This window comes from Kineococcus lubricus (assembly GCF_050871965.1).
Lineage (GTDB): Bacteria > Actinomycetota > Actinomycetes > Actinomycetales > Kineococcaceae > Kineococcus.
Map to the genome: position 1 here is coordinate 1 of NZ_JBJLSK010000050.1, position 19616 is coordinate 19616.

Here is a 19616-nt window from a genome sequence, read left to right on the forward strand (position 1 = left end):
GGGCGGCGACCGCCGGGCAGATGCTGGCGGTCGCCGCCGAGGTCGGGTACGCCGAGACCGCGTTCGTCGTCGGCGGCGCCGGCCGCACGGTCACGACGCGGTACTTCTCCCCGCACGCCGAGGTCCCGTTCTGCGGGCACGCGACCGTCGCGACGGCCGTGGCCCTCGCGGAACGCTCCGGGCCCGGGGGCTACTCGTTCGACACCCCCGTCGGCCGGGTCGAGATCGTCGTCGACGCCGGCCGGGCGTCCTTCACCAGCGTCGACCCGGTGGTCGGCGCCCTGCCCCACGACGCCCTGCGCGACGTCCTCGACCTCGTCGGCCTGCACCGCGACGACCTCGACGCGCAGCACCCGCCCCGCGTCGCGAACGCCGGGAACCCGCACCCCGTGCTCGTCGTGCGCGACCTCGCCCGCTTCGACGCGTTCACGTTCGACCCCGGCCGCGCGCGGCGGGTGCTGGACGCGCACGGCTGGCCCGCCACCGTCCTGATCGCCCACCGCCGCGGCCCGCTGGAGTTCGAGGCCCGGAACATCTTCCCCGTCGGGTCGATCACCGAGGACCCGGCCACCGGGTCGGCCGCGGCGGCCCTCGGCGGCTACCTGCGCGACCTCGGGCTGGTGCGGGCCCCGGCGACGCTCACGGTCCACCAGGGCCGCCACGTCGGGCGGCCCGGGGTCCTCACGGTCGACGTCCCCCCGCGGGGCGGGATCGTCGTGACGGGCTCGGCCGTCCCCATCCCCTGACCCCTCGGGGGCGGGTCGGGGGTCAGCCGGTGACGAGCTGGAGCCGCCGCGACTGGTCGGAGGCGAACTTCCGCTCCGGGTCCACCTCGTCGCGCACCTTCCGCCACGCCGGCAGCTCGGGGTACATGCGGGCGAAGCGGTCCGCCGTCGTGCGCGAGTCCTTCGCCAGGTACAGCCGGCCCCCCGCGTCCAGCACCATCTCGTCGAGCAGGTCGCACAGCTGCCCCAGGCCCTTCTTCACGGGCAGGTCCACCGCCAGCGTCCACCCGCGCGTGGGGAACGACAGCGGGGCGTCGTTGGCGTCGCCGAAGCGCTTGAGGACGTTCAGCGCGGAGATGTGCCCGGACTCGACGATGGCCTCCATGCTCGACTTCAGCAGGTCGGTCCGCTCGAAGGGGACGACGAACTGGTACTGCAGGAAGCCGTTCGGGCCGTAGGCCCGGTTCCAGTCCGCGAACAGGTCCAGCAGGTGGTAGAACTGCGTGATGTTCTGCACCACACCGGACTTCGTCTTCGACTTCCGGTAGTAGAACTCGTTCAGCGCCTTCGCCGACAGCCGGTTCAGCATCCCGGAGGGGAACAGGTCCGGGAAGGTCGCCAGCTGCGGGGCGTCGAACTTCAGCGGGTCCTTGCGCAGCTCCGGCGGCAGGTCCGACAGCTTCGCCGAGGAGCCGCGCAGCAGGAAGCCGCGGCCCATGTGCTCGCCCTTGGTGACCGAGTCGAACCACGTCTTGGAGTACGTGTACTTCTCGTCGTTCGTCTGCAGGCGCTCGAGCATGTCGTCGAAGTCGGGCGTCTGCTCGACGTCGGCGATGAAGTACGACGTCTCGACGCGGTCGAGGCGGATCCTCGCCCGCAGCACGATGCCCGTCAGGCCCATCCCGCCCGTGGTGGCGAGGAACAGGTCGCGGTCGGGGCCGTCGGGGGTGAGGGTGCGGACCTGCCCGTCGGCCGTCAGCAGGTCCAGGGACAGGACGTGCCGGGTGAACGTCCCCTGCGTGTGGTGGTTGCCGCCGTGGATGTCCGCGCCGATGGCGCCGCCCACGGTGACCTGCCGCGTCCCGGGCAGGACGGGCACCCACAGGCCGTGCGGGACGACGGCGCGCAGCAGCTTGTCCAGCGAGCAGCCCGCGTCGACGTCGGCGACCGCGGCGTCGACGTCGATGTCGTGGATGCGGTTCAGCGCGGTCATGTCGACGACCAGGCCGCCCGCGTTCTGGGCGGGGTCGCCGTAGGAGCGGCCCAGGCCCCGGGCGATGACGCCGCGCGGGCCGGCGGTGCGGACGGCCTCGGCGATGACGTCGAGGTCGTCGGTGTGCAGCACCGTGGCCGTGGTCGGGGCCGTCCGCCCCCACCCGGTGAGGCGCCGGGTCGAGCGGGCGGGCGCGCCGGTGTCGGGGACCGCGCGGGACTTCAGGCCAGGGATGCTCACCACGGGGGCGAGCCTAACCGCCGGGCGCCGCGGCCCCCGGGACCGCACCGCGCGGCGGACGGCGGGACGGGGTCCCACGAACGGCGGCATCAGGTCCGGTCCCGAAAAGCCGATGCACGGACATGCTCTCCGACCGCCCCTCGCTGCGGCCGACGGTGCTCACCGCCGCGGTCGGCGTCGCGGGCGCCGCCGCCGCCGCCGTCCCCGCGCCGGGCTCGGACCTGGCCGCCCTGCTGTACCTGGTCCCGGTGGTGTTCTGCGCGGTCGTCGTGGCCGTGGCGGTCCCCCGCGTCCCGGCCGGCTTCCGCCGCCCCTGGCGCTGGCTGCTCGCCGCGCAGGTGCTCTACCTGGTCGGCGAGCTGCTCTTCCTCGTCGCGGACCTGCGGGACGAGGAGCGGTGGCCGACGCCCGGGGACGCCTTCTACCTGCTGGCCTACGTGCCGACGGCGGTGGGGCTGCTCGGCCTGAACCGGCAGCGGGCCAGCGTCCGCTACCGCGGCAGCCTCCTCGACGCGGGCGTCCTGTCGCTGTCGGCGGCCACCCTGTTCGGGGTCTTCGTCATCCTGCCCGCCGCCTCCGACGGGTCCCAGCCGCTGCTGGCGCGGGTGGTCAGCTCCGCGTTCCCCGTCGCGGACGTGCTGCTGGTGTTCCTGGTCGCCCGGCTGCTGACCGGACCCGGTGCTCGTCCCCCGGCCTTCTGGCTCCTCGTGGCGGCGGTGATCAGCACGATCACCGCCGACGTCCTGTGGAACCTGCAGCAGCTCACCGTCGGCGGTCTCGACGCCGCCCGTCTCGTGAACGTCCTGTGGCTGCTCTACTACGCGGGGATCGCGGCGGCGGCCGTCAACGCCCGCCGGACCTGGCACCACCACGCCGTGGACGAGACCACCGGCGGCCTGACCGCACCGAAGCTGTTCGTGCTGGCGGTCGCGGCGGTCCTGCCCTCGGCGGTGCTGGTCGCGCTGTCGCTGCTGCACCACGCCGTGCCGGCGGGCTGGCTGGCCGCCGGGTCCGTCGCCCTCATCGGCCTCGTCGTCGCCCGTGTGTGGGACCTGCTCCAGCAGCTGCGCTCGCAGTCGCGCCGGCTGGCGACGCTGGCCCGGACGGACCCGCTGACGGGGATCGCGAACCGCCGGACGCTGGAGCACGAGCTGCACCGGGTGTGCCGCGCGGGCCGCGACGACGACGTGTTCGTCGCGCTGCTCGACCTCGACCACTTCAAGGCCTACAACGACTCCCGCGGCCACCAGGCCGGTGACGAGCTGCTCAAGGCGGCGAGCGCCGCGTGGGCGGACGCGCTGGGCGACGGCTTCCTCGCCCGCTGGGGCGGGGAGGAGTTCGTGGCCGTCGTCACCGGCGGTGCCCAGGACGCGGTCCGCCGGGTGGACGCGCTGCGGGCGGTGGTCCCCGACGGGCAGACCTGCTCGATCGGGCTGGCCCGGTGGGAGCCGGGTGAGGCGCCGGCCGTCACGCTGCGCCGCGCCGACGGGGCCCTGTACGCGGCGAAGTCCGCGGGCCGGGACCGGCTGGAGCAGGCCGTCGCCGCGGTCTGAGCCGGGTCCGGGGCGGGGTCAGGCGAAGCCGGCCGCCGAGGCGGCGAACCCGGCCAGCACCCCGCCGACCACGGGCCCGACGACCGGCACCCAGGCGTACCCCCAGTCGCTCGGCCCCTTCCGCCGGATCGGCAGGACGGCGTGCGCGATGCGCGGCGCCAGGTCGCGGGCGGGGTTCAGCGCGTAACCGGTCGGCCCGCCGAGGCTGGCGCCGATCCCGAGGACCAGCAGCGCCACCGGCAGCGGCCCCAGGCCCGACGGCGTCGTCCCGAACGCGAGGACCACGAACACCAGCACGAACGTGGCGATGACCTCGGTGACGACGTTCCACGGCGGGTTCCGGATCCCGGGGCCGGTGGAGAACACGGCCAGCTTGACCGCCGGGTCGGACTCCTCGTGGTCGAAGTGGTCCCGGTAGGCGGCCCAGGCCGCGACGGCCCCGGTGAAGGCGCCGAGGAACTGCCCGGCGACGGCCGCCGCGACGGTGGCGGGCCCGCCGAGGTCCTGACCGGCGGCCAGGAGCCCCAGGGTGACCGCGGGGTTCAGCATGGCCCCGGACTGGTGGGCGACGTACACGCCGCCGAACACGGCCAGGCCCCAGCCGACGTTGACGTGCAGGAAGGGGCCGCCGAAGCCCTTGGAGCGGGCCAGGACGACGTTCGCGACGCACCCGGCGCCGAGCAGGATCAGGACCGCGGTCCCCGCGAACTCGCTGAGGAAAGCCGTCCCGGCGGACAGGTCGGACACCCGCGCCGCCCTCAGTGCTTCCCGCTGTGCGGCACGGGCTCGGGCAGCCCCGCCTCGGACCGCACCCGGCGGGAGAACCGCTCGATCGAGCCCAGGGCCGCCGCGACGTCCGCCGCGGACACCGGGAACGGCATGCTGTGGATCGTCTCGCCGGGCACCGTGGCCGCGGCGGCGACCGCGGCGAGCTCGTCGGTGTCCTCCGGCCGCAGCCCGACCTCGGTGAGGGTCGTGGGCAGCCCGACGCGGGTGGTGAACTCGACGAAGTCGCGCACCTCCGACGTGGGCGCGCCCTCCAGGACCAGCTGGGTGATGGACCCGATGTTGACCTTCTGCCCGTGGGCGAGGCCGTGGGTCTGCGGGACGGCGGTCAGGCCGTTGTGCACGGCGTGGGCGGCGGCGAGGCCGCCGGACTCGAACCCGAGCCCGGACAGCAGCGTGTTGGCCTCCACGACCTTCTCGACGGCGGGGGTGAGGAGGTGGTCGCGCACGGCGTCCAGCGCGGGCAGGGCGTTGTCCCACAGGACGTCCCAGCTGAGCCGGGCGAGCGCGGTCCCGGCCAGGGTGGCCCGGCCCCCGGCCATCGTGGCCGACCCCGAGGCGGCCGTGGCCCGCGCCTCCAGCCACGTGGCGAGCGCGTCACCGACGCCCGCGGCGAGGAAGTGCGCCGGGGCGTTCACGATCAGGTGGGTGTCGACGAGCACCAGGTCGGGGTTGCGGGGGAAGAACCGGTACTCCTCGAACTCCCCGGAGTCGGTGTAGATCACCGCGAGCGCGGAGGTCGGCGCGTCCGTCGAGGCGACCGTCGGCACCGTCGCCCAGCGGGTGCCCGCCAGGTACCCGGCGGCCTTCACCGCGTCGATGGTGCTGCCGCCGCCGACGGCGACGAGCACGTCCGCCGAGGTGTCCGCGGCGACCCCGACGAGCCGGTCCACCTCGCGGGCCGAGGGGACGCCGCCGAAACCCTCGCGGCGGACGGGCAGGCCCGCGGCCGCCAGCGACGCCTCGACCTCGTGGCCGGCGAAACCCCACACGACGTCGTCGGCGACCACGACGGGGTTGCGCCCCAGGGCGGTCAGGTGCTCGCCGAGGCGGCTGAGCGCACCGCCGCCCTGGACGTAGCGGCCCGGGCTGACGAGGGTGCGGATCGGGCGGGAACGGGGATCGGACACGGTCCACCTCCGGTGGGGACGACCTCGGTGTCGTCGGACGGGGGGAACGCTAGGGGACCCCGGAGCACCGGACCGCGCCCCCTTCTCACCGGGTGAGAACGGCGGCGCCCGCAACCCGTTCGGCGCATCGTCTCCGGCGGGGAGCGGCCGATCTCCTGAGGGTGTCCACGCCAGCCGACCGCCGTCGCGCACCCGCCGGGGACGACCCGTGGGTCGTGCCCCGGCCCGTGCGCGTCCTGCTGGCGCTGCTGACCGCCGCGGTGGCGGTGTGGACGGTGAGCCTGCTGCCGGGCGTCCGCACGCCCGGGCAGGCGGTCCCGCTGCTGGACGTGGGGCTGCGGAACGCGCTGTGGCCGCTGTTCGTGGTGGTCGCGGTGTGGCGGGTCCTCGCGGTCCGCGCCGACCGGCTGGCCTGGTCGTTCCTGGCCGCGTCCGTGACGGTGGGGTCGACGCTGTCCTTCGCGTTCTACGCGGTGCTGCCGTTCGCCCCGTCGGCCGTGCTGGCCTCGGTGGTCGACGTGGGCTGGCTGGCGCTGTACCCGCTGGCGTACGCGGGCTTCGTCCTGCTGCTGGGTTCGGACGGGGGCCGCCGGCACCGGGCGGTGTGGCTGGACGCCCTGCTGGCGGCGTTCGCGGGCGGGTCGGTGGCGGCGCTCGCCCTCATCGGGCGGTTGCTGACGCTGGACTCCCACGAGCTGCTGCCCGCGCTGGTGCACCTGGCGTACCCGCTGGGGGACCTGCTGCTGCTGATGGTCGTGGCGTCGGTGTTCGGGGCGCTCGGGTGGCGGGCGGGCCGGGCCTGGACGTTCCTGGGGCTCGGTTTCGCCGTGCAGTCGGTCTCCGACGCCGGGTACGCGGCGGTGGCGGGCGGCGACTCCTGGCAGGTGGGCACCCTCTTGGACTCGGGCTGGACGACGTCGATGCTGCTGGTGGTCCTCGCGGCCTGGCAGCGGCCGCGCCGGGCGGCGGCGCGGGCCGGTGGGCAGGGTCACCTGGTGGGCCCGGCCGTCTCGGCGGTCCTGTGCGTCGCCGTGCTGTTCACCGCGACCGTCGTCGACGTGCCGCTGGTCGTGAGCCTGCTGGCGCTCGGCGGGGTGCTGACGAGCATCGCCCGGACCGTGGTGGCGTTCCGCCAGGCCCGCGACCTGGCGGTGTTCCGCAGCCAGGCCCGCACCGACGAGCTGACGGGGCTGGCCAACCGCCGCCGGTTCACCGAGGCGCTGTCGGCGGCGCTGCGGCGTCCCGCGCCGGGGCGGGCGGGGGTGCTGCTGGTGGACCTCGACCGGTTCAAGGAGGTGAACGACAGCCTCGGGCACGCGGCCGGTGACGAGCTGCTCCTGGAGGTCGGGCGGCGCTTCGCCACCGCGCTGCGCCCCGGTGACGTGCTGGCCCGGTTCGGCGGGGACGAGTTCGCGGTCCTGACCCGCGAGCGCGGTGACGCGACGGCGGCGGGGCTGGCGGCGCGGCTGTCGGCGGCGCTGGCCGGCCCGTTCGTGCTGTCCGGGGTCCGGGTGCACGTGGGCGCCAGCACCGGCGTCGCGGTCTCGGTGGACGGCTCGGAGGGTGCGGCGGAGCTGATCCGGCGGGCGGACGTGGCGATGTACCGCGCCAAGGCCGAGCGGTGCGCCGTCCACCAGTACGCCGACGCGTTCGACGAGCAGAGCCGCGACCGGCTGCGGCTGGTCGACGAGCTGCGCACGGGCATCGAGGACGGCCAGCTCGTCCTGCACCACCAGCCGAAGATCGCGATCGCGTCGGGGCGGGTGACGGGCGTGGAGGCCCTGGTCCGCTGGCAGCACCCCGAGCGGGGCCTGGTGCCCCCGGACCAGTTCCTGCCGCTGGTCGAGGACGCGGGGCTGTCGTCGGCGCTGAGCGCGCAGGTCCTGCGGATGGCGCTGCGGGACTGCGCGCGGTGGCACGCGGAGGGTCTGGAGATCAGCGTCGCGGTGAACCTGTCGACGTCGGAGCTGCTGGACGAGGACCTGCCCTGCCGGGTGGCGGCGCTGCTGCGCGAGGTGGGCCTGACGGGGTCGGCGCTGGTGGTGGAGATCACCGAGAGCGTGTTCATGGTGGACAAGCGGACGTCGGTCGCGGTGCTGAGCGCGCTGCGGGCCCAGGGGATCCGGATCTCCATCGACGACTACGGCACCGGGTACTCCTCGCTGGCGTACCTGCGCGAGCTGCCGCTGGACGAGCTGAAGCTGGACCGCTCGTTCACGCAGGACCTCGACACCGACCCGCGCACGGCCGCGATCGTGGCCTCGACGGTGGCGCTGGCGCACTCGCTGGGGCTGTCGATGGTCGCCGAGGGCGTCGAGAGCGACGCCGTGCTGGAGCGGCTGCGCAGCGGCGGGTGCGACCTCGCGCAGGGGTACCACGTGAGCCGGCCGCTGCCCGCGGACGCGCTGGGGGCCTGGTTCGCGCAGCTGGACCCGCAGCGGTCCTGGCGGTCGGGTCCGCGGGCCGGCCGGGTGGCAGACTCCCCGGCGTGAGCCCACGCACCCGTACCGAAGTGGCCCGACTGGTCGACCACACCCTGCTCAAGCCCGAGGCGACCGCCGCGGACGTCGCGGCGCTGGTCGCCGACGCGCGCGAGCTGGGGGTCCTGGCGATCTGCGTGTCGCCGAACATGCTGCCGGTGAGCGACGCGGGCGACCTGGTCGTCGCGACCGTCGCCGGTTTCCCCTCCGGCAAGCACACGAGCGCGGTGAAGGCGGCCGAGGCCGCGGCGGCCGTCGCGGCCGGCGCCCACGAGGTCGACGTGGTGATCGACGTGGGCGCGGCGCTGGAGGGCCGGTTCGACGCCGTGCGCGAGGACGTCGCCGCCGTCCGCACGGCCGTCCCGGCGCCGACTGTCCTGAAGGTCATCGTGGAGTCGGCGGCGCTGCCCGACGCGGCGCTCGTCGCGGTCTGCGAGGCCGCCGAGGCCGCGGGCGCGGACTTCGTGAAGACGTCCACGGGCTTCCACCCCGCCGGCGGCGCGACCGTCCACGCGGTGGAGGTCATGCACGCCACCGTCGGCGGCCGCCTCGGCATCAAGGCCAGCGGCGGGATCCGGACGACGGAACTGGCCCTGGCCCTGCTCGACGCCGGCGCGACCCGCCTGGGGCTGTCGGGGTCGGCGGCCGTCCTGGCCGGCCTGCCCGACTGACCCGCCGACCGACTCGACGACTGACTCGACGACCGACGTGGAGGGGAACGAGATGAGCGACGAGCGCGGCATCGAGTGCTGGCTGACGGACATGGACGGGGTCCTCGTCCACGAGGAGCACGCCCTGCCGGGGGCGGCGGAGTTCCTGCAGCGGCTGGCCGACTCCAGCCGCCGGTTCCTGGTGCTGACGAACAACTCGATCTTCACCCCGCGGGACCTGGCGGCCCGGCTGTCCCGCAGCGGCATCGAGGTGCCCGAGGAGAACATCTGGACGTCGGCGCTGGCGACGGCGGACTTCCTGTCGCGGCAGCTGCCGGGGGGTTCGGCGTACGTCATCGGCGAGTCCGGCCTGACGACGGCCCTGTACGAGGCGGGGTACACGACGACCGACACCGACCCGGACTACGTGGTGCTCGGGGAGACGCGGACGTACTCCTTCGAGGCCATCACGAAGGCGATCCGGCTGGTGGAGGCGGGGGCGCGGTTCATCGCCACGAACCCGGACGCGACGGGCCCCTCGAAGGAGGGTTCGCTGCCGGCGACGGGGTCGGTGGCCGCGCTCATCACCCGGGCCACGGGCGCCGAGCCGTACTTCGTGGGGAAGCCGAACCCGATGATGTTCCGGTCGGCGATGAACCGGATCGAGGCCCACTCGGAGACGACGGCGATGATCGGCGACCGGATGGACACCGACGTCGTCGCCGGGATCGAGGCGGGGTTGCGGACGTTCCTGGTCCTGACGGGGTCCACCAAGCGCGAGCAGGTGGGGCGGTTCCCGTTCCGGCCGCACACGGTCGTCGACGGCATCGGCGACCTGATCGACCTGATCTGACCGGGGATCGGCGGGGTTCCGGCCGGGGACGTCGTCACCGGGCGGGTGCCCGGTCACGACGGTCCCCGGCCGGGGGGTCTCAGACCTCGGCGCCCAGGACGTGCGCCATGACGCGGTGGCCGCGCGCCTCCTGGTGCCGGCTCTGGCGCTCCAGGGCGCGCGAGAGCAGCAGGTGCGCGAACGCGTCGGAGGGGCTGCGGCGCACCAGGTCACGGGCCTGCTCCTCGGCCTTGCCGAGCATGGCCGCACCGAAGTAGCTGCGGGCCAGCAGCTCGCGCAGGGAGCGGTCGTCGGGGTGACGGGTCACCAGGGGTTCCAGCGACCGGACGGCGTCGGTGAACCGGCGCTCGTCGAAGGCGTCGCGGGCCATCTCGAAGCTGAGCAGGTCGATGTTCACGCGCTGTCCAACCCCGGCCCGGCGCGACTTGTTCCTCCGCCCGGCCCGGTGCCGACCGCGGCCGCTGGGGCCGGCGGCGTCCTCCCGGACCGGGTCGGGGACACGCGGTGCCGCGTCGCCCGCCGCCTCCCCGGTCGCCGCGGCTCTCCTGGGGACTTCAGGCTCGCCGGCTCAGCAAGCGCGCGAGGTCCACCGAGAGGGGCGCGCCGAGCGCGTCCTCCAGGAACAGGAACTGCCCTCCCGGGTTGACCTCGAGGAAGTACGGGGAACCTCCCGGGTCCAGGCGGAAGTCGCAGCTACCCGTCTGCAGGTTCAGCGCCTCCATCAGCGAGCGCAACCTCGACTCCAGGGCGACCGGGACGTCCCACGGCTCGTACGACACCGCTGGGTCCATCCGCCAGTCGATCAGTTCCCCGTGCCGACTCAGCACCTTGGCACCCGTCATGCTGGCGCCGGCGATGAAGACCCTGGTGTCGATCCCCTTCTCGATGCACTGCTGCAGCACCACGGGCGCGACCTCGAAGCTCGCGCGGGATTCATCGGTGAGCCCGAGGAACTCGCGGGTCTCCCCCACGTGGTACTCGAGCGGGGTCAGGGGCTTGTACACGGTCCGGTGCCCCGAGCCGGCCATCTGCTCCCGGAAACGTTCGGCCGTGGCGGGGCGGTTCGTCACGCACGTCGTCGGGGTCGGCAGTCCCACGCGGGTCGCGACGGCCAACTGCCACGGCTTGTACTGAGCCTTGAGCTCGCTGGCGGGATCGTTCACGACTCGGCACCCGGTGGCCGCGATCCCGCCCAGCAGGGCGTGTCGCCATTCCCCCTCGGCGAACCGCCGAAGCCTGTCATCGACCACGTCGAGCGGCACCGCACGCCTCCAAGGACGTCTGAGCCACACGGTCGAGCGTGCGTCGACGACCAGGCCGTCGACGACCAGCCGGGGGGTGCGGGGGTCGCCTTCGAGTTCCAGGGCCCGCATGTTCCGGGAGTCGATGAACCCGCAGGTGAGCCCGAACCCCTCGACGGCCTCGGCCACGCTCCGAGCGTGCACGTCCTGCGGGTCAGCCACCACCGCTACCGCGGTGGAGCCCCCCATCAGGCCTCCATCCGGTAGTCCGTCCGGTAGTCCGTCTCGTAGTCGGTCATCGTGTCCGTGATGGAGTCGCTCCGGTACCCACCATCGGGTTCCGCCGTCTGGCGGGAGCAGCTCTGAGAACAGGTGACGGCGCACTGGGACGACGTCGTGTAGGTCGTGTTGCTCGACTGCGCCGCAGCCGTACCCGCGAACTCGCTCGCGACGGGTGCACCGGGGGTCCCGGCGACCGGGTGGACCGGCCCGACGGAGGGCACCACCACCGCGTACCGACTCGCCTGCGTGGGCTCCGCCGCGACGAAGGGCTTCAGACCCGCCCCGGCGAGCTCTGCCGCGCTGACCCGTCTGCGCACCGTCAGGACAGTGTCGGACGGCAGTCGCACGACCACGTACTGCGAGTCAGGCTCGATCGCCGGGGGCGACGGGTCTTCGGCGATGTCGGTGACGGCTCCGGAAGGCACCTCGACCCGGTCACCGCCCAGACCGAGCGTGAGGTGCTCGTCCCGGGCAGCCAGGAGCCGCCCCGCGATCGTGACCGTCGAGACGTCCCCCGGAACGCCGTCGTCCTCCGGTTCACCGGGCAGATCGCGCTCGGCGAGGAATGCGTCCAGCTCCACGGCTCGGTCGTCCTCTCTGCACCTCTTCGGTGATGGCCGGTGTCACGTCGATCGACCTGCTCGTATCCGCGTCGTTCGCAGCAGGAGGTGACTCGACCGGTGCGCAGCCGAACTGCCGTCCACCCCCACGCTGCGCGACGGTGATGACGGCCGCGACGGGCGACGGCACGGCAGCCCGGTGCCGTGCCGTGATGCGGCAGCGATGACTCGATCGATCCCGCGAGGCGGGCCGTGACTCGCCCGGCACACGGGCGACGCACGAGCCTGTTGCTCATTGTCACGCCGGCGAGGTCCTCTGTCCAGACTCCCCGCCCGCAGCTCAGGCCCAGCCGAGCTCGTGCAGCCGGGCGTCGTCGATGCCGAAGTGGTGCGCGATCTCGTGCACGACGGTGATCCTCACCTCGGCGACCACCTCGTCGCGGTCCCGGGCGATCGCCAGCGTGGGGCGGCGGAAGATCGTGATGCGGTCCGGCAGCGCCCCGGCGGCCCACCAGGACCCCCGCTCGGTCAACGGGGTGCCCTCGTAGAGCCCGAGCAGGTCGGGACCGAACTCCGCGGGCGGGTCGTCCTCGACGAGGACGACGACGTTGTCCATGGCGCGGGCCAGCTCGGCGGGGATCGCGTCGAGGGCGTCGGCGACGGCCTCCTCGAACTCCTCCCGCGACAGGTCGGCCACCGGGTCAGCGGACCACGGCGGCCCGGCGGTTGTCGAGCACCCGGACCGGGGCCCGGCCCCAGCGCACGCGCTCGACGAGCACGGAGTCCACGACGACGGCGGCGCCGACCAGGGCCGCCTCGGCGTGCAGGCGGACCAGGACGAGGTCGCGCGCGAACGCGGCGTCGGCGGCGCGGACGGTCTCGGCGTGCACGAGGCCGGACTCCGCCCCGGCCGCGCCGGTCGCCCCGGTCCCCGGGGAGAACCTCCGGTGGGCCACGACGGTCACCCGGTGGCGCTGTCGTCTGGTCGGCATGGACCGATCGTCACCGCGTCGGCGTCGCGTGTCGAGCATCGCGTCTCAGCTCCGTCTCAGGTCGGGGGCCCCACCGGGGTCCCGCCGGGGTCCTCACCGGGGTCACGGGGCGGGGCGCGGGACGGTTCAGCAGCAGCGGCCGCCGGGGACCGCGGCCTTCGCGTCGGCGCGGCGGCGCTCGAAGACGGCCCGGCTGACGGGCGGGTGCCCGTGGGCGGCGCAGCGCCGCAGGTAGGCCTCCCAGCGGTCCTGGCCGTCGACCTGGCGGACGACCCAGCGCAGGGCGTCCAGCGCGCGCCTCACCGCCGGTCACCGGCCTCGTGGCCGGCCTCGTGCCCGATCTCCTCGCGCAGCCGCGCCAGCTCGCGGCGCTCGGCGGCGGTGACGAGGATCCCGGCGGGTTCGACGAGCCGGGACGGCACCGCGGGTTCCTCCGTCGTGGGCAGCTGACCGGCCCGCAGCGCCCGGGCGATCACGACGGCCGCGTTCACGGCCACGACGACCACCAGGACGGCGAACACCGACTGCAGGACCCCGTTGACGGTGGAGTTCGTGACGACCTGCTGCATCTGGGCGGCGTCCTTCGCCGGGGCCAGGACCTCCCCCGCGGCGAGGGCGTCGGCGTACCGGGAGCGCTGGGCGAAGTAGCCGATCGCGGGGTTGTCGGAGAACACCTTCTGGTAGCTCGCCGTCATGGTCGTCACGAGGTCCCACACCAGCGGGACGGCCGTCACCCAGACGTACCGGACGCGGCCGTGCTTGACGAGCAGCACCGTGACGAGGGTCAGGGCGATCGCGGCCAGCAGCTGGTTCGCGATCCCGAACAGCGGGAACAACTGGTTGATGCCGCCGAGCGGGTCGGTGACGCCGGTGTACAGGAAGTAGCCCCAGGCCCCGACGACGGCGGCGCTGGCGAGGACGTTCCCCGGCCGCCACGACAGGTCGCCGAACTTCTTCCAGACGTTGCCGAGGGTGTCCTGGAGCATGAACCGGCCGACGCGGGTCCCGGCGTCGACGGCGGTGAGGATGAACAGGGCCTCGAACATGATGGCGAAGTGGTACCAGAACGCTTGCAGCCCACCGCCGAACGCCTGGTGGAACACCTGCGAGATGCCCAGCGCGAGCGCGGGTGCGCCGCCGGTGCGGGAGACGACGCTCTCCTCCCCCACCGCGTCCGCCGCGCCCTGGAGGGTCTCGGGGGTGGCGACGAACCCGAGGCCGGTGACGAACTGCGCCGCGGTCTGCGGGGTGCCTCCGGTGGCGCCGGCCGGGGAGTTCACGGCGTAGTACAGGCCCTGGTCGATGACGGAGGCGGCGATGAGGGCGCTGATCGCGACGAAGCTCTCCATGAGCATCCCGCCGTACCCGATGAGCCGGACCTGCCGTTCCTTGGCGACCATCTTGGGGGTGGTCCCGGAGGAGATCAGGGCGTGGAAACCGGACAGCGCCCCGCAGGCGATGGTGATGAAGACGAACGGGAACAGCGACCCGGCGAACACCGGGCCGTTCCCCTCGCGGGCGAACGAGGTGACGGCGTCGTTGGCGAGCACCGGCCGCGCCACGACGAGGCTCACGGCGAGCAGGGCGATGACCCCGATCTTCATGAACGTCGAGAGGTAGTCGCGCGGGGTCAGCAGCAGCCACACGGGCAGCACCGAGGCGACGAACCCGTAGACGACGAGGGCCACGACGAGCGTCTCGGGCGACAGGGTGAGGGAGCCGGCCAGGCCCCACGTCTCGACGTACCCGCCGCCGACGATCGCGGCCAGCAGCAGGACCACGCCGATCGCCGTGGCCTCCAGCACCTTCCCCGGCCGCAGGAACCGCAGGTAGATCCCCATGAACAGCGCGATGGGGATCGTCAGGGCGATGGAGAACACGCCCCACGGGGACTCGGCCAGCGCGTTGACCACGATGAGCGCCAGCACCGCCAGGATGATGATCATGATGGCGAAGACGGCGACGAGCGCCGCGACGCCGCCGACGACCCCGATCTCCTCGCGCACCATCTGGCCCAGGCTCTTGCCGCCACGGCGCATCGAGAAGAAGAGGACCGTCAGGTCCTGCACGGCCCCGGCGAAGATCACGCCGACGACGATCCAGATCGTCCCCGGCAGGTAACCCATCTGGGCGGCCAGCACGGGCCCGACGAGCGGGCCGGCGCCGGCGATGGCGGCGAAGTGGTGGCCGAACAGGACCCGCCGGTCGGTCACCTCGAAGTCGACGCCGTTCTCGTACCGCTCGGCCGGGGTGGCGCGGCGGTCGTCGGCGCGCAGCACCCGGTAGGTGATGAACCGCGAGTAGAAGCGGTAGCCGATGGCGTACGAGGCCAGCGCCGCGAACAGGACCCACAGGGCGTTGACGGACTCCCCGCGCGCGAGCGCCAGGACCGTCCAGCACACCGCGCCCACGACGGCGACGGCGCTCCACGCGGCGATCGAGCGGGCCGAGGGACGTCTGCGCGTCACCTCGAGGTCGTCGGACTGCAACCGGGACACGTTCCGCCTCCTCGCGGTCTTCCTGAGCGTCTGCTGAGCAGCGTGGCACACCCCGCTCCGGTGCACCCGCCCGTGGGCGGTCCGGGCGACGTGTCGCGGTGGGGGTCCGCACTCGTGGCAGGATTCCCGCGTGCGATTGGCTGACGAGCTCGACGGCAAGCGTTTCCTCCTGACCGGGGTGACGGGCTTCATCGGTGAGGCGTTGCTGCAGCGTCTGCTGGTCGACCTGCCCGGTACGACGGCGGTGGCGCTGGTGCGCCCCAAGCCCGGCCAGAGCGGTGAGGACCGGCTGCGGGCGGTGCTGCGCAAGCCGATCTTCCGCGCCGCCGGGGAGGCCGACGACCTGCTCAAGACGCGGGTCGAGGCGCTCGAGGGCGACCTGTCGAACGTGCCGGAGCTGCCGGACGACATCGACGTCGTCGTGCACTGCGCGGGGGACGTGTCGTTCGACCCGCTGATCCAGGACGCCTTCACCACCAACGTCGTCGGCACCCGGGCGCTGGTGGAGCGCACGCTGGAGGCCGCCGCGCGCGGTCACCGCGCCGTGCACTACGTGCACGTCTCCACCGCGTACGTCGGGGGCCGCCGCCGCGGCGCGGTGCCCGAGCGGGCCGTGGAGCACGACGTGGACTGGCGCAGCGAGCTGGACTCGGGCCTGCGGCTGGCCGCGCGCATCGAGGAGGACTCCCGGCTGGAGGGGCGGCTGCGGGAGTTCCTGCGCGCCGCCGAGCGCGACCACGGCCGGGCCGGGCCGCTGTCGGTGGCCGCCGGGGCCGAGGAGCGCCGGGTGGCGTGGGTCACCGCGCAGCAGAAGGCGGCGGGCAAGGAGCGCGCCCGGACGCTGGGCTGGACGGACTGCTACACGTTCACGAAGGCGATGGGCGAGCGGCTGGTCGAGGAGATCGCGGCGCCGGTGGTCCCGACGACGATCCTGCGCCCGAGCATCGTCGAGTCCGCCGTGAGCCACCCGCACCCGGGGTGGATCGAGGGCTTCAAGATGGCCGAGCCGATCATCCTGGCCTACGGCCGCGGCGAGCTGACCGAGTTCCCGGCCGCCCCGGACTCGGTCATGGACGTCGTGCCGATCGACCACGTCGTCAACGCGGTCCTCAAGGCGTCGGCGACCCCGCCGCCGCTGTCGCAGCCGGCGTACTACCACGTGTCCTCCGGGGCCCGGAACCCGCTGACGTTCCGGCAGATCTACGAGTTCATCCGCGAGTACTTCACGAAGCACCCCTTCGACTCCTCCCCCGAGGTCATGCCGACGTGGGACTTCCCGGGCGGTCGGGCCGTGGAGCGCAAGGTGCGCGCCGGGGAGCTGCTGACGAACGTCGGGGACCGGCTGCTGACCCTGGCCCCGCGCTCGCAGAAGGTGCGGGACGCCGCGCGCCGGCTCGACGGGGCCCGCCGGCAGATCGAGTTCGCCCGCCGCTACATGGACCTGTACAAGGCGTACACCGAGGCCGAGCTGCGGTTCGTCGACGACAAGACCCTGGCGCTGCACCGGTCGCTGGACCCGGCGGACGTGGAGCTGTTCGGGTTCGACACCTCCACGGTGGACTGGCCGCACTACTGGCTGGAGTCGCACTGCCCGTCGGTGACGACGCAGATGCGCAAGTACGAGGAGATCCGCCGCCGCCGCAAGCAGGCCGAGCAGCGCGGGCCCCGCGAGCTGCGGCCGGTCGCCGACGGCGCGGCGCCCGTGCTGGCCGTGTTCGACCTGGCCGGGACGCTGCTGCCGGGCACGGTCGTCGACTCGTACCTGACGCTGCGGCTGTCCTCGCTGGACGCCCCGGCCCGCATCGCGGAGTTCGGCCGCGTCATGCGGCACCTGCCGGGGTGGATCGCCTCCGAGCGCCGCGACCGCGGCAGCTTCCTGCGCTCGCTGTTCCGCGGGTACGCGGGCGTCGACCTGGACGCGCTGGAGGCGTACGTCGACGACGTGTACGCCCCCGCCTTCCTGGAGCAGGTGTCCTCGGACGCGCTGCGGCGCATCCAGGCGCACCGGGACGCGGGTCACCGCACGATCCTGATGACCGGTGACGTGCGGCAGGTGACGCGCCCGCTGGCGGGGCTGTTCGACGAGGTGGTGTGCACCGAGCTCGACGAGCAGGTGACCGACGGCCACCGGCGGGCGAGCGGGTTCCTCACCTCGCCGCCGCTGGTGGGCGAGGCGCGCGCGGCGTGGCTGCGCCGGTACGCCGAGGTCGAGGGCGCGGACCTGTCGGCCAGCTACGCCTACGCCGACTCCCACGTGGACCTGCCGCTGCTGAAGACCGTGGGCAACCCGACGGCCGTGTCCCCCGACGTGCCGCTGTTCCGGGTGGCGCGGGCCTCGCGCTGGCCGGTGCAGGACTGGGCCGCGTCCTCCCCGGCGCGCCGGCTGCGGGTGCCCCAGCAGGTGCTGGCGGGCACGGACTGACCGGGTCGCGGCGGTGCGGGCGGCGGTGCGGACCGCTGCGGGTCGCGGGCGGCGTGGCAGGATGCGTCCTGTGAACTCCGCACCGCCGCTGACCGTCGGTGTGTCGAGGACCGGAGGATGGCGAGGCTGATGGGATTCCCGCGACCGACCCGCATCGTGCGTGCTCTGCCGTTGCTGCGCAAGCGTTCCCCGGGGGCTCCCGAGCCCGAGGGCGGGAGCCGCTCGGTGCACCGCAACGACTGGGTGCGCTCGGCGCCGGCGACGCTGGTCCGCTCGACGTTGCAGCGGGTCCTGATGAGCCCGGTGATGCGGTCGCAGGTGACGATCCACGTCCACGACGTGGAGGTCCTGGACCGGCTGGGGACGGCGGCCGTGCTGGTCGCCAACCACTCCTCGCACCTGGACGCCCCCGTCATCCTGGAGGCGCTGGGGCCGCGGCGCCGGCGCCGGGTGGCGATCGCCGCCGCCGCCGACTACTTCTTCGACGTGTGGTGGCGGGCGGCGCCCTCGGGCCTGGTCATCGGGACGTACCCGCTGGAGCGGCGCGGGGGCCGGGGGCCGAACCAGTCCTCTCAGCTGCTGCACGACGGCTGGAGCCTGGTGATCTTCGCCGAGGGCGGGCGCAGCTACACCGGGGAGATGCGGCCGTTCAAGAAGGGCGCGGCGTACCTGGCCCTGGAGGCGGGGGTGCCGGTGGTGCCGATCGCCCTGCGGGGCACGTTCGACGCGATGCCGCCGCGGCGCAACTGGCCGGTCCCGGGGCGTCCTCCGATCCACGTGACCTTCGGTGAGCCGCTGCACGGCCGCGAGGGTGAGCGGGCGGGCGACTTCACGTCCCGCATCGAGGAAGCGGTCGCGAAGCTGCTCGCCAACTCCTGACTCAGCGTGATGTGCACCACACTCGTGGTGCACGTACCGCCTGGTGACAGGGGATCCGGTCACGAACCGGTCTCCGGACGGTGTACGGCGGGCCTCGGACGCGTTACCGTCAGGACGTCCTCGAGGCCACTCGGGGGCACGGCCGCGGAACGCCGAGTCCTGCCCACCGCGCGCCGGCAAAGAGCCCGTGGGCAGGAGCGGGGGACCCATGGTTCCTCGGACGACCGCTCCGGCGGGAGTCCTCGGGGTGAAGCCGCGCCCGCGCGGCCGGGTCAACCAACCTTCGACCCGAACCCGACAGCTGACCTCGCAGGCGTTGGAGGTCACCATGTCTGCGATCCGTCGCGCCCCCGCGCGCCACCGCGCGCCCCGCACCACCACGTCCCTCCGTCGCGGCCTGCTCGCGACCGTCGCGGCCGGCGCCGCCAGCGCGGCCCTGCTGGGCCCCGTCTCGACCGCTTCCGCCGCCCCGGTCTCGGAGTGGGACCGCCTCGCGCAGTGCGAGTCCGGCGGCCGCTGGAACATCAACACCGGCAACGGCTACTACGGCGGGATCCAGTTCAGCGCCCGCACCTGGACCGGCTTCGGCGGCGGCCAGTACGCCCCCCGTGCCGACCTCGCCTCCCGCGAGCAGCAGATCGTCGTCGCCGAGCGCGTCCTCGCCAAGCAGGGCTGGCGCGCCTGGCCGTCCTGCTCCCGCAAGCTGGGCCTGAGCGGTGCCGCGGACCCGATCGGCATGGAGGCCGCGCTGCTGCACCCCGCGCCGGCCCCCGCGCCCGCCCCGGCTCCGGCGCCCGCCCCGGCGCCCGCTCCGGCTCCGGCGCCCGCGGCGGTCGTCGAGTCCGCTCCCGCCCCGGTGCGCACCCACACCGTCGCCCCCGGCGAGACGTTGTACCGCATCGCCGTCAACAACGGCGTCGTCGGCGGCTACGTCGCCGTGTGGAACGCCAACCGCGGCGCGATCGGCGACAACCCCGCGCACATCCGCGTCGGCCAGGTCCTCGTCCTGCCCTGATCCACCACGGCCGAGGGGGGGGGGGGGGGGGGGGGGGGGGGGGGGGGGGGGGGGGGGGGGGGGGGGGGGGGGGGGGGGGGGGGGGGGGGGGGGGGGG

General features: G+C 74.2%; 18 protein-coding genes and 1 riboswitch. Of the genes, 8 read left to right on the top strand and 10 right to left on the bottom strand.

Annotated elements, in window-relative coordinates; all coding sequences use genetic code 11:
* On the top strand, positions 1–746 hold a 746-nt coding region (locus tag ACRYRX_RS21620), incomplete at its 5' end, for a PhzF family phenazine biosynthesis protein (RefSeq protein ID WP_432515214.1).
* A 22-nt stretch (positions 747–768) separates the two neighbouring features.
* Here ACRYRX_RS21620 and ACRYRX_RS21625 read toward each other — a convergent pair.
* Positions 769–2181, bottom strand: a complete 1413-nt coding sequence (locus tag ACRYRX_RS21625) for an FAD-binding oxidoreductase (RefSeq protein WP_432515215.1) — start codon at positions 2179–2181, stop codon at positions 769–771.
* Positions 2182–2300: 119 nt separating this feature from the next.
* Between ACRYRX_RS21625 and ACRYRX_RS21630 the strand changes: the two genes are divergently transcribed.
* Positions 2301–3731: a GGDEF domain-containing protein gene (locus ACRYRX_RS21630; protein WP_432515217.1), complete on the top strand. Its 1431-nt coding sequence runs from the start codon at positions 2301–2303 to the stop codon at positions 3729–3731.
* An 18-nt stretch (positions 3732–3749) separates the two neighbouring features.
* Here the strand turns inward: ACRYRX_RS21630 and ACRYRX_RS21635 are convergent, their stop codons facing one another.
* Together ACRYRX_RS21635 and ACRYRX_RS21640 are read right to left on the bottom strand one after the other, a co-directional pair.
* Complete coding sequence (locus ACRYRX_RS21635; RefSeq protein WP_432515238.1) at positions 3750–4469, bottom strand: MIP/aquaporin family protein; 720 nt, start codon at positions 4467–4469, stop codon at positions 3750–3752.
* A gap of 20 nt (positions 4470–4489) precedes the next feature.
* Positions 4490–5647 carry a glycerol dehydrogenase gene (locus tag ACRYRX_RS21640; protein WP_432515219.1) on the bottom strand — a complete coding sequence of 386 codons (1158 nt, stop codon included), beginning with the start codon at positions 5645–5647 and terminating at the stop codon, positions 4490–4492.
* 161 nt (positions 5648–5808) lie between these two features.
* Here ACRYRX_RS21640 and ACRYRX_RS21645 point away from each other — a divergent pair, with 161 nt between their 5' ends.
* From ACRYRX_RS21645 to ACRYRX_RS21655, 3 genes are read left to right on the top strand one after another with little or no spacing between them, the layout of a single operon-like run.
* A complete protein-coding gene (locus ACRYRX_RS21645) occupies positions 5809–8139 on the top strand; it encodes a putative bifunctional diguanylate cyclase/phosphodiesterase (RefSeq protein ID WP_432515221.1) in 2331 nt (776 codons plus the stop codon).
* Entirely contained in the window at positions 8136–8798 is a 663-nt protein-coding gene (deoC, locus tag ACRYRX_RS21650) for a deoxyribose-phosphate aldolase (protein ID WP_432515223.1), read from the top strand. The genes ACRYRX_RS21645 and deoC overlap by 4 nt, the downstream gene beginning before the upstream one ends.
* 52 nt (positions 8799–8850) lie before the next feature.
* Complete coding sequence (locus tag ACRYRX_RS21655; RefSeq protein ID WP_432515225.1) at positions 8851–9630, top strand: HAD-IIA family hydrolase; 780 nt, start codon at positions 8851–8853, stop codon at positions 9628–9630.
* Positions 9631–9709: 79 nt separating this feature from the next.
* On the opposite strand, the gene ACRYRX_RS21660 is transcribed toward ACRYRX_RS21655, so the two are convergent.
* From ACRYRX_RS21660 to ACRYRX_RS21690, 7 genes are all read right to left on the bottom strand, one after another.
* Positions 9710–10027 (bottom strand): tetratricopeptide repeat protein, encoded by a 318-nt coding sequence (locus ACRYRX_RS21660; protein ID WP_432515226.1) that lies wholly within the window; start codon positions 10025–10027, stop codon positions 9710–9712.
* 157 nt (positions 10028–10184) lie between these two features.
* Positions 10185–11060 carry a hypothetical protein gene (locus ACRYRX_RS21665; protein WP_432515228.1) on the bottom strand — a complete coding sequence of 292 codons (876 nt, stop codon included), beginning with the start codon at positions 11058–11060 and terminating at the stop codon, positions 10185–10187.
* Positions 11061–11119: 59 nt separating this feature from the next.
* Positions 11120–11734 (bottom strand): hypothetical protein, encoded by a 615-nt coding sequence (locus ACRYRX_RS21670; RefSeq protein WP_432515230.1) that lies wholly within the window; start codon positions 11732–11734, stop codon positions 11120–11122.
* Between the two features lie 319 nt (positions 11735–12053).
* The gene (locus ACRYRX_RS21675) at positions 12054–12410 is read right to left on the bottom strand and encodes a metallopeptidase family protein (RefSeq protein ID WP_432515231.1); all 357 of its coding nucleotides are present in this window, start codon (positions 12408–12410) and stop codon (positions 12054–12056) included.
* Positions 12411–12414: 4 nt separating this feature from the next.
* Complete coding sequence (locus ACRYRX_RS21680; protein ID WP_432515232.1) at positions 12415–12705, bottom strand: hypothetical protein; 291 nt, start codon at positions 12703–12705, stop codon at positions 12415–12417.
* A 126-nt stretch (positions 12706–12831) separates the two neighbouring features.
* Positions 12832–13008 carry a CstA-like transporter-associated (seleno)protein gene (locus tag ACRYRX_RS21685; RefSeq protein WP_432515233.1) on the bottom strand — a complete coding sequence of 59 codons (177 nt, stop codon included), beginning with the start codon at positions 13006–13008 and terminating at the stop codon, positions 12832–12834.
* Positions 13005–15203, bottom strand: coding sequence for a carbon starvation CstA family protein (locus tag ACRYRX_RS21690; RefSeq protein ID WP_432515234.1), 2199 nt, complete (start codon positions 15201–15203; stop codon positions 13005–13007). Before ACRYRX_RS21690 ends, ACRYRX_RS21685 begins: the two co-directional genes overlap by 4 nt.
* A gap of 130 nt (positions 15204–15333) precedes the next feature.
* Between ACRYRX_RS21690 and ACRYRX_RS21695 the strand changes: the two genes are divergently transcribed.
* From ACRYRX_RS21695 to ACRYRX_RS21705, 3 genes are all read left to right on the top strand, one after another.
* Positions 15334–17625 carry an SDR family oxidoreductase gene (locus ACRYRX_RS21695; protein WP_432515235.1) on the top strand — a complete coding sequence of 764 codons (2292 nt, stop codon included), beginning with the start codon at positions 15334–15336 and terminating at the stop codon, positions 17623–17625.
* Positions 17626–17754: 129 nt separating this feature from the next.
* Positions 17755–18504 (top strand): lysophospholipid acyltransferase family protein, encoded by a 750-nt coding sequence (locus ACRYRX_RS21700; RefSeq protein ID WP_432515236.1) that lies wholly within the window; start codon positions 17755–17757, stop codon positions 18502–18504.
* 172 nt (positions 18505–18676) lie between these two features.
* Positions 18677–18835: riboswitch (cyclic di-AMP (ydaO/yuaA leader) on the top strand.
* Positions 18833–19519 carry a transglycosylase family protein gene (locus ACRYRX_RS21705; RefSeq protein ID WP_432515237.1) on the top strand — a complete coding sequence of 229 codons (687 nt, stop codon included), beginning with the start codon at positions 18833–18835 and terminating at the stop codon, positions 19517–19519. (Overlaps the previous riboswitch by 3 nt.)
* Positions 19520–19616 lie beyond the last annotated feature (97 nt).

What these genes read in the sequence shown, in the direction of transcription:
- ACRYRX_RS21655 (WP_432515225.1), top strand. Translation starts at nt 8,851, where the DNA reads ATGAGCGACGAGCGCGGCATCGAGTGCTGGCTGACGGACATGGACGGG.
- ACRYRX_RS21680 (WP_432515232.1), bottom strand. Translation starts at nt 12,705, where the DNA reads ATGCCGACCAGACGACAGCGCCACCGGGTGACCGTCGTGGCCCACCGG.
- ACRYRX_RS21630 (WP_432515217.1), top strand. Translation starts at nt 2,301, where the DNA reads ATGCTCTCCGACCGCCCCTCGCTGCGGCCGACGGTGCTCACCGCCGCG.
- ACRYRX_RS21705 (WP_432515237.1), top strand. Translation starts at nt 18,833, where the DNA reads ATGTCTGCGATCCGTCGCGCCCCCGCGCGCCACCGCGCGCCCCGCACC.
- ACRYRX_RS21700 (WP_432515236.1), top strand. Translation starts at nt 17,755, where the DNA reads ATGGGATTCCCGCGACCGACCCGCATCGTGCGTGCTCTGCCGTTGCTG.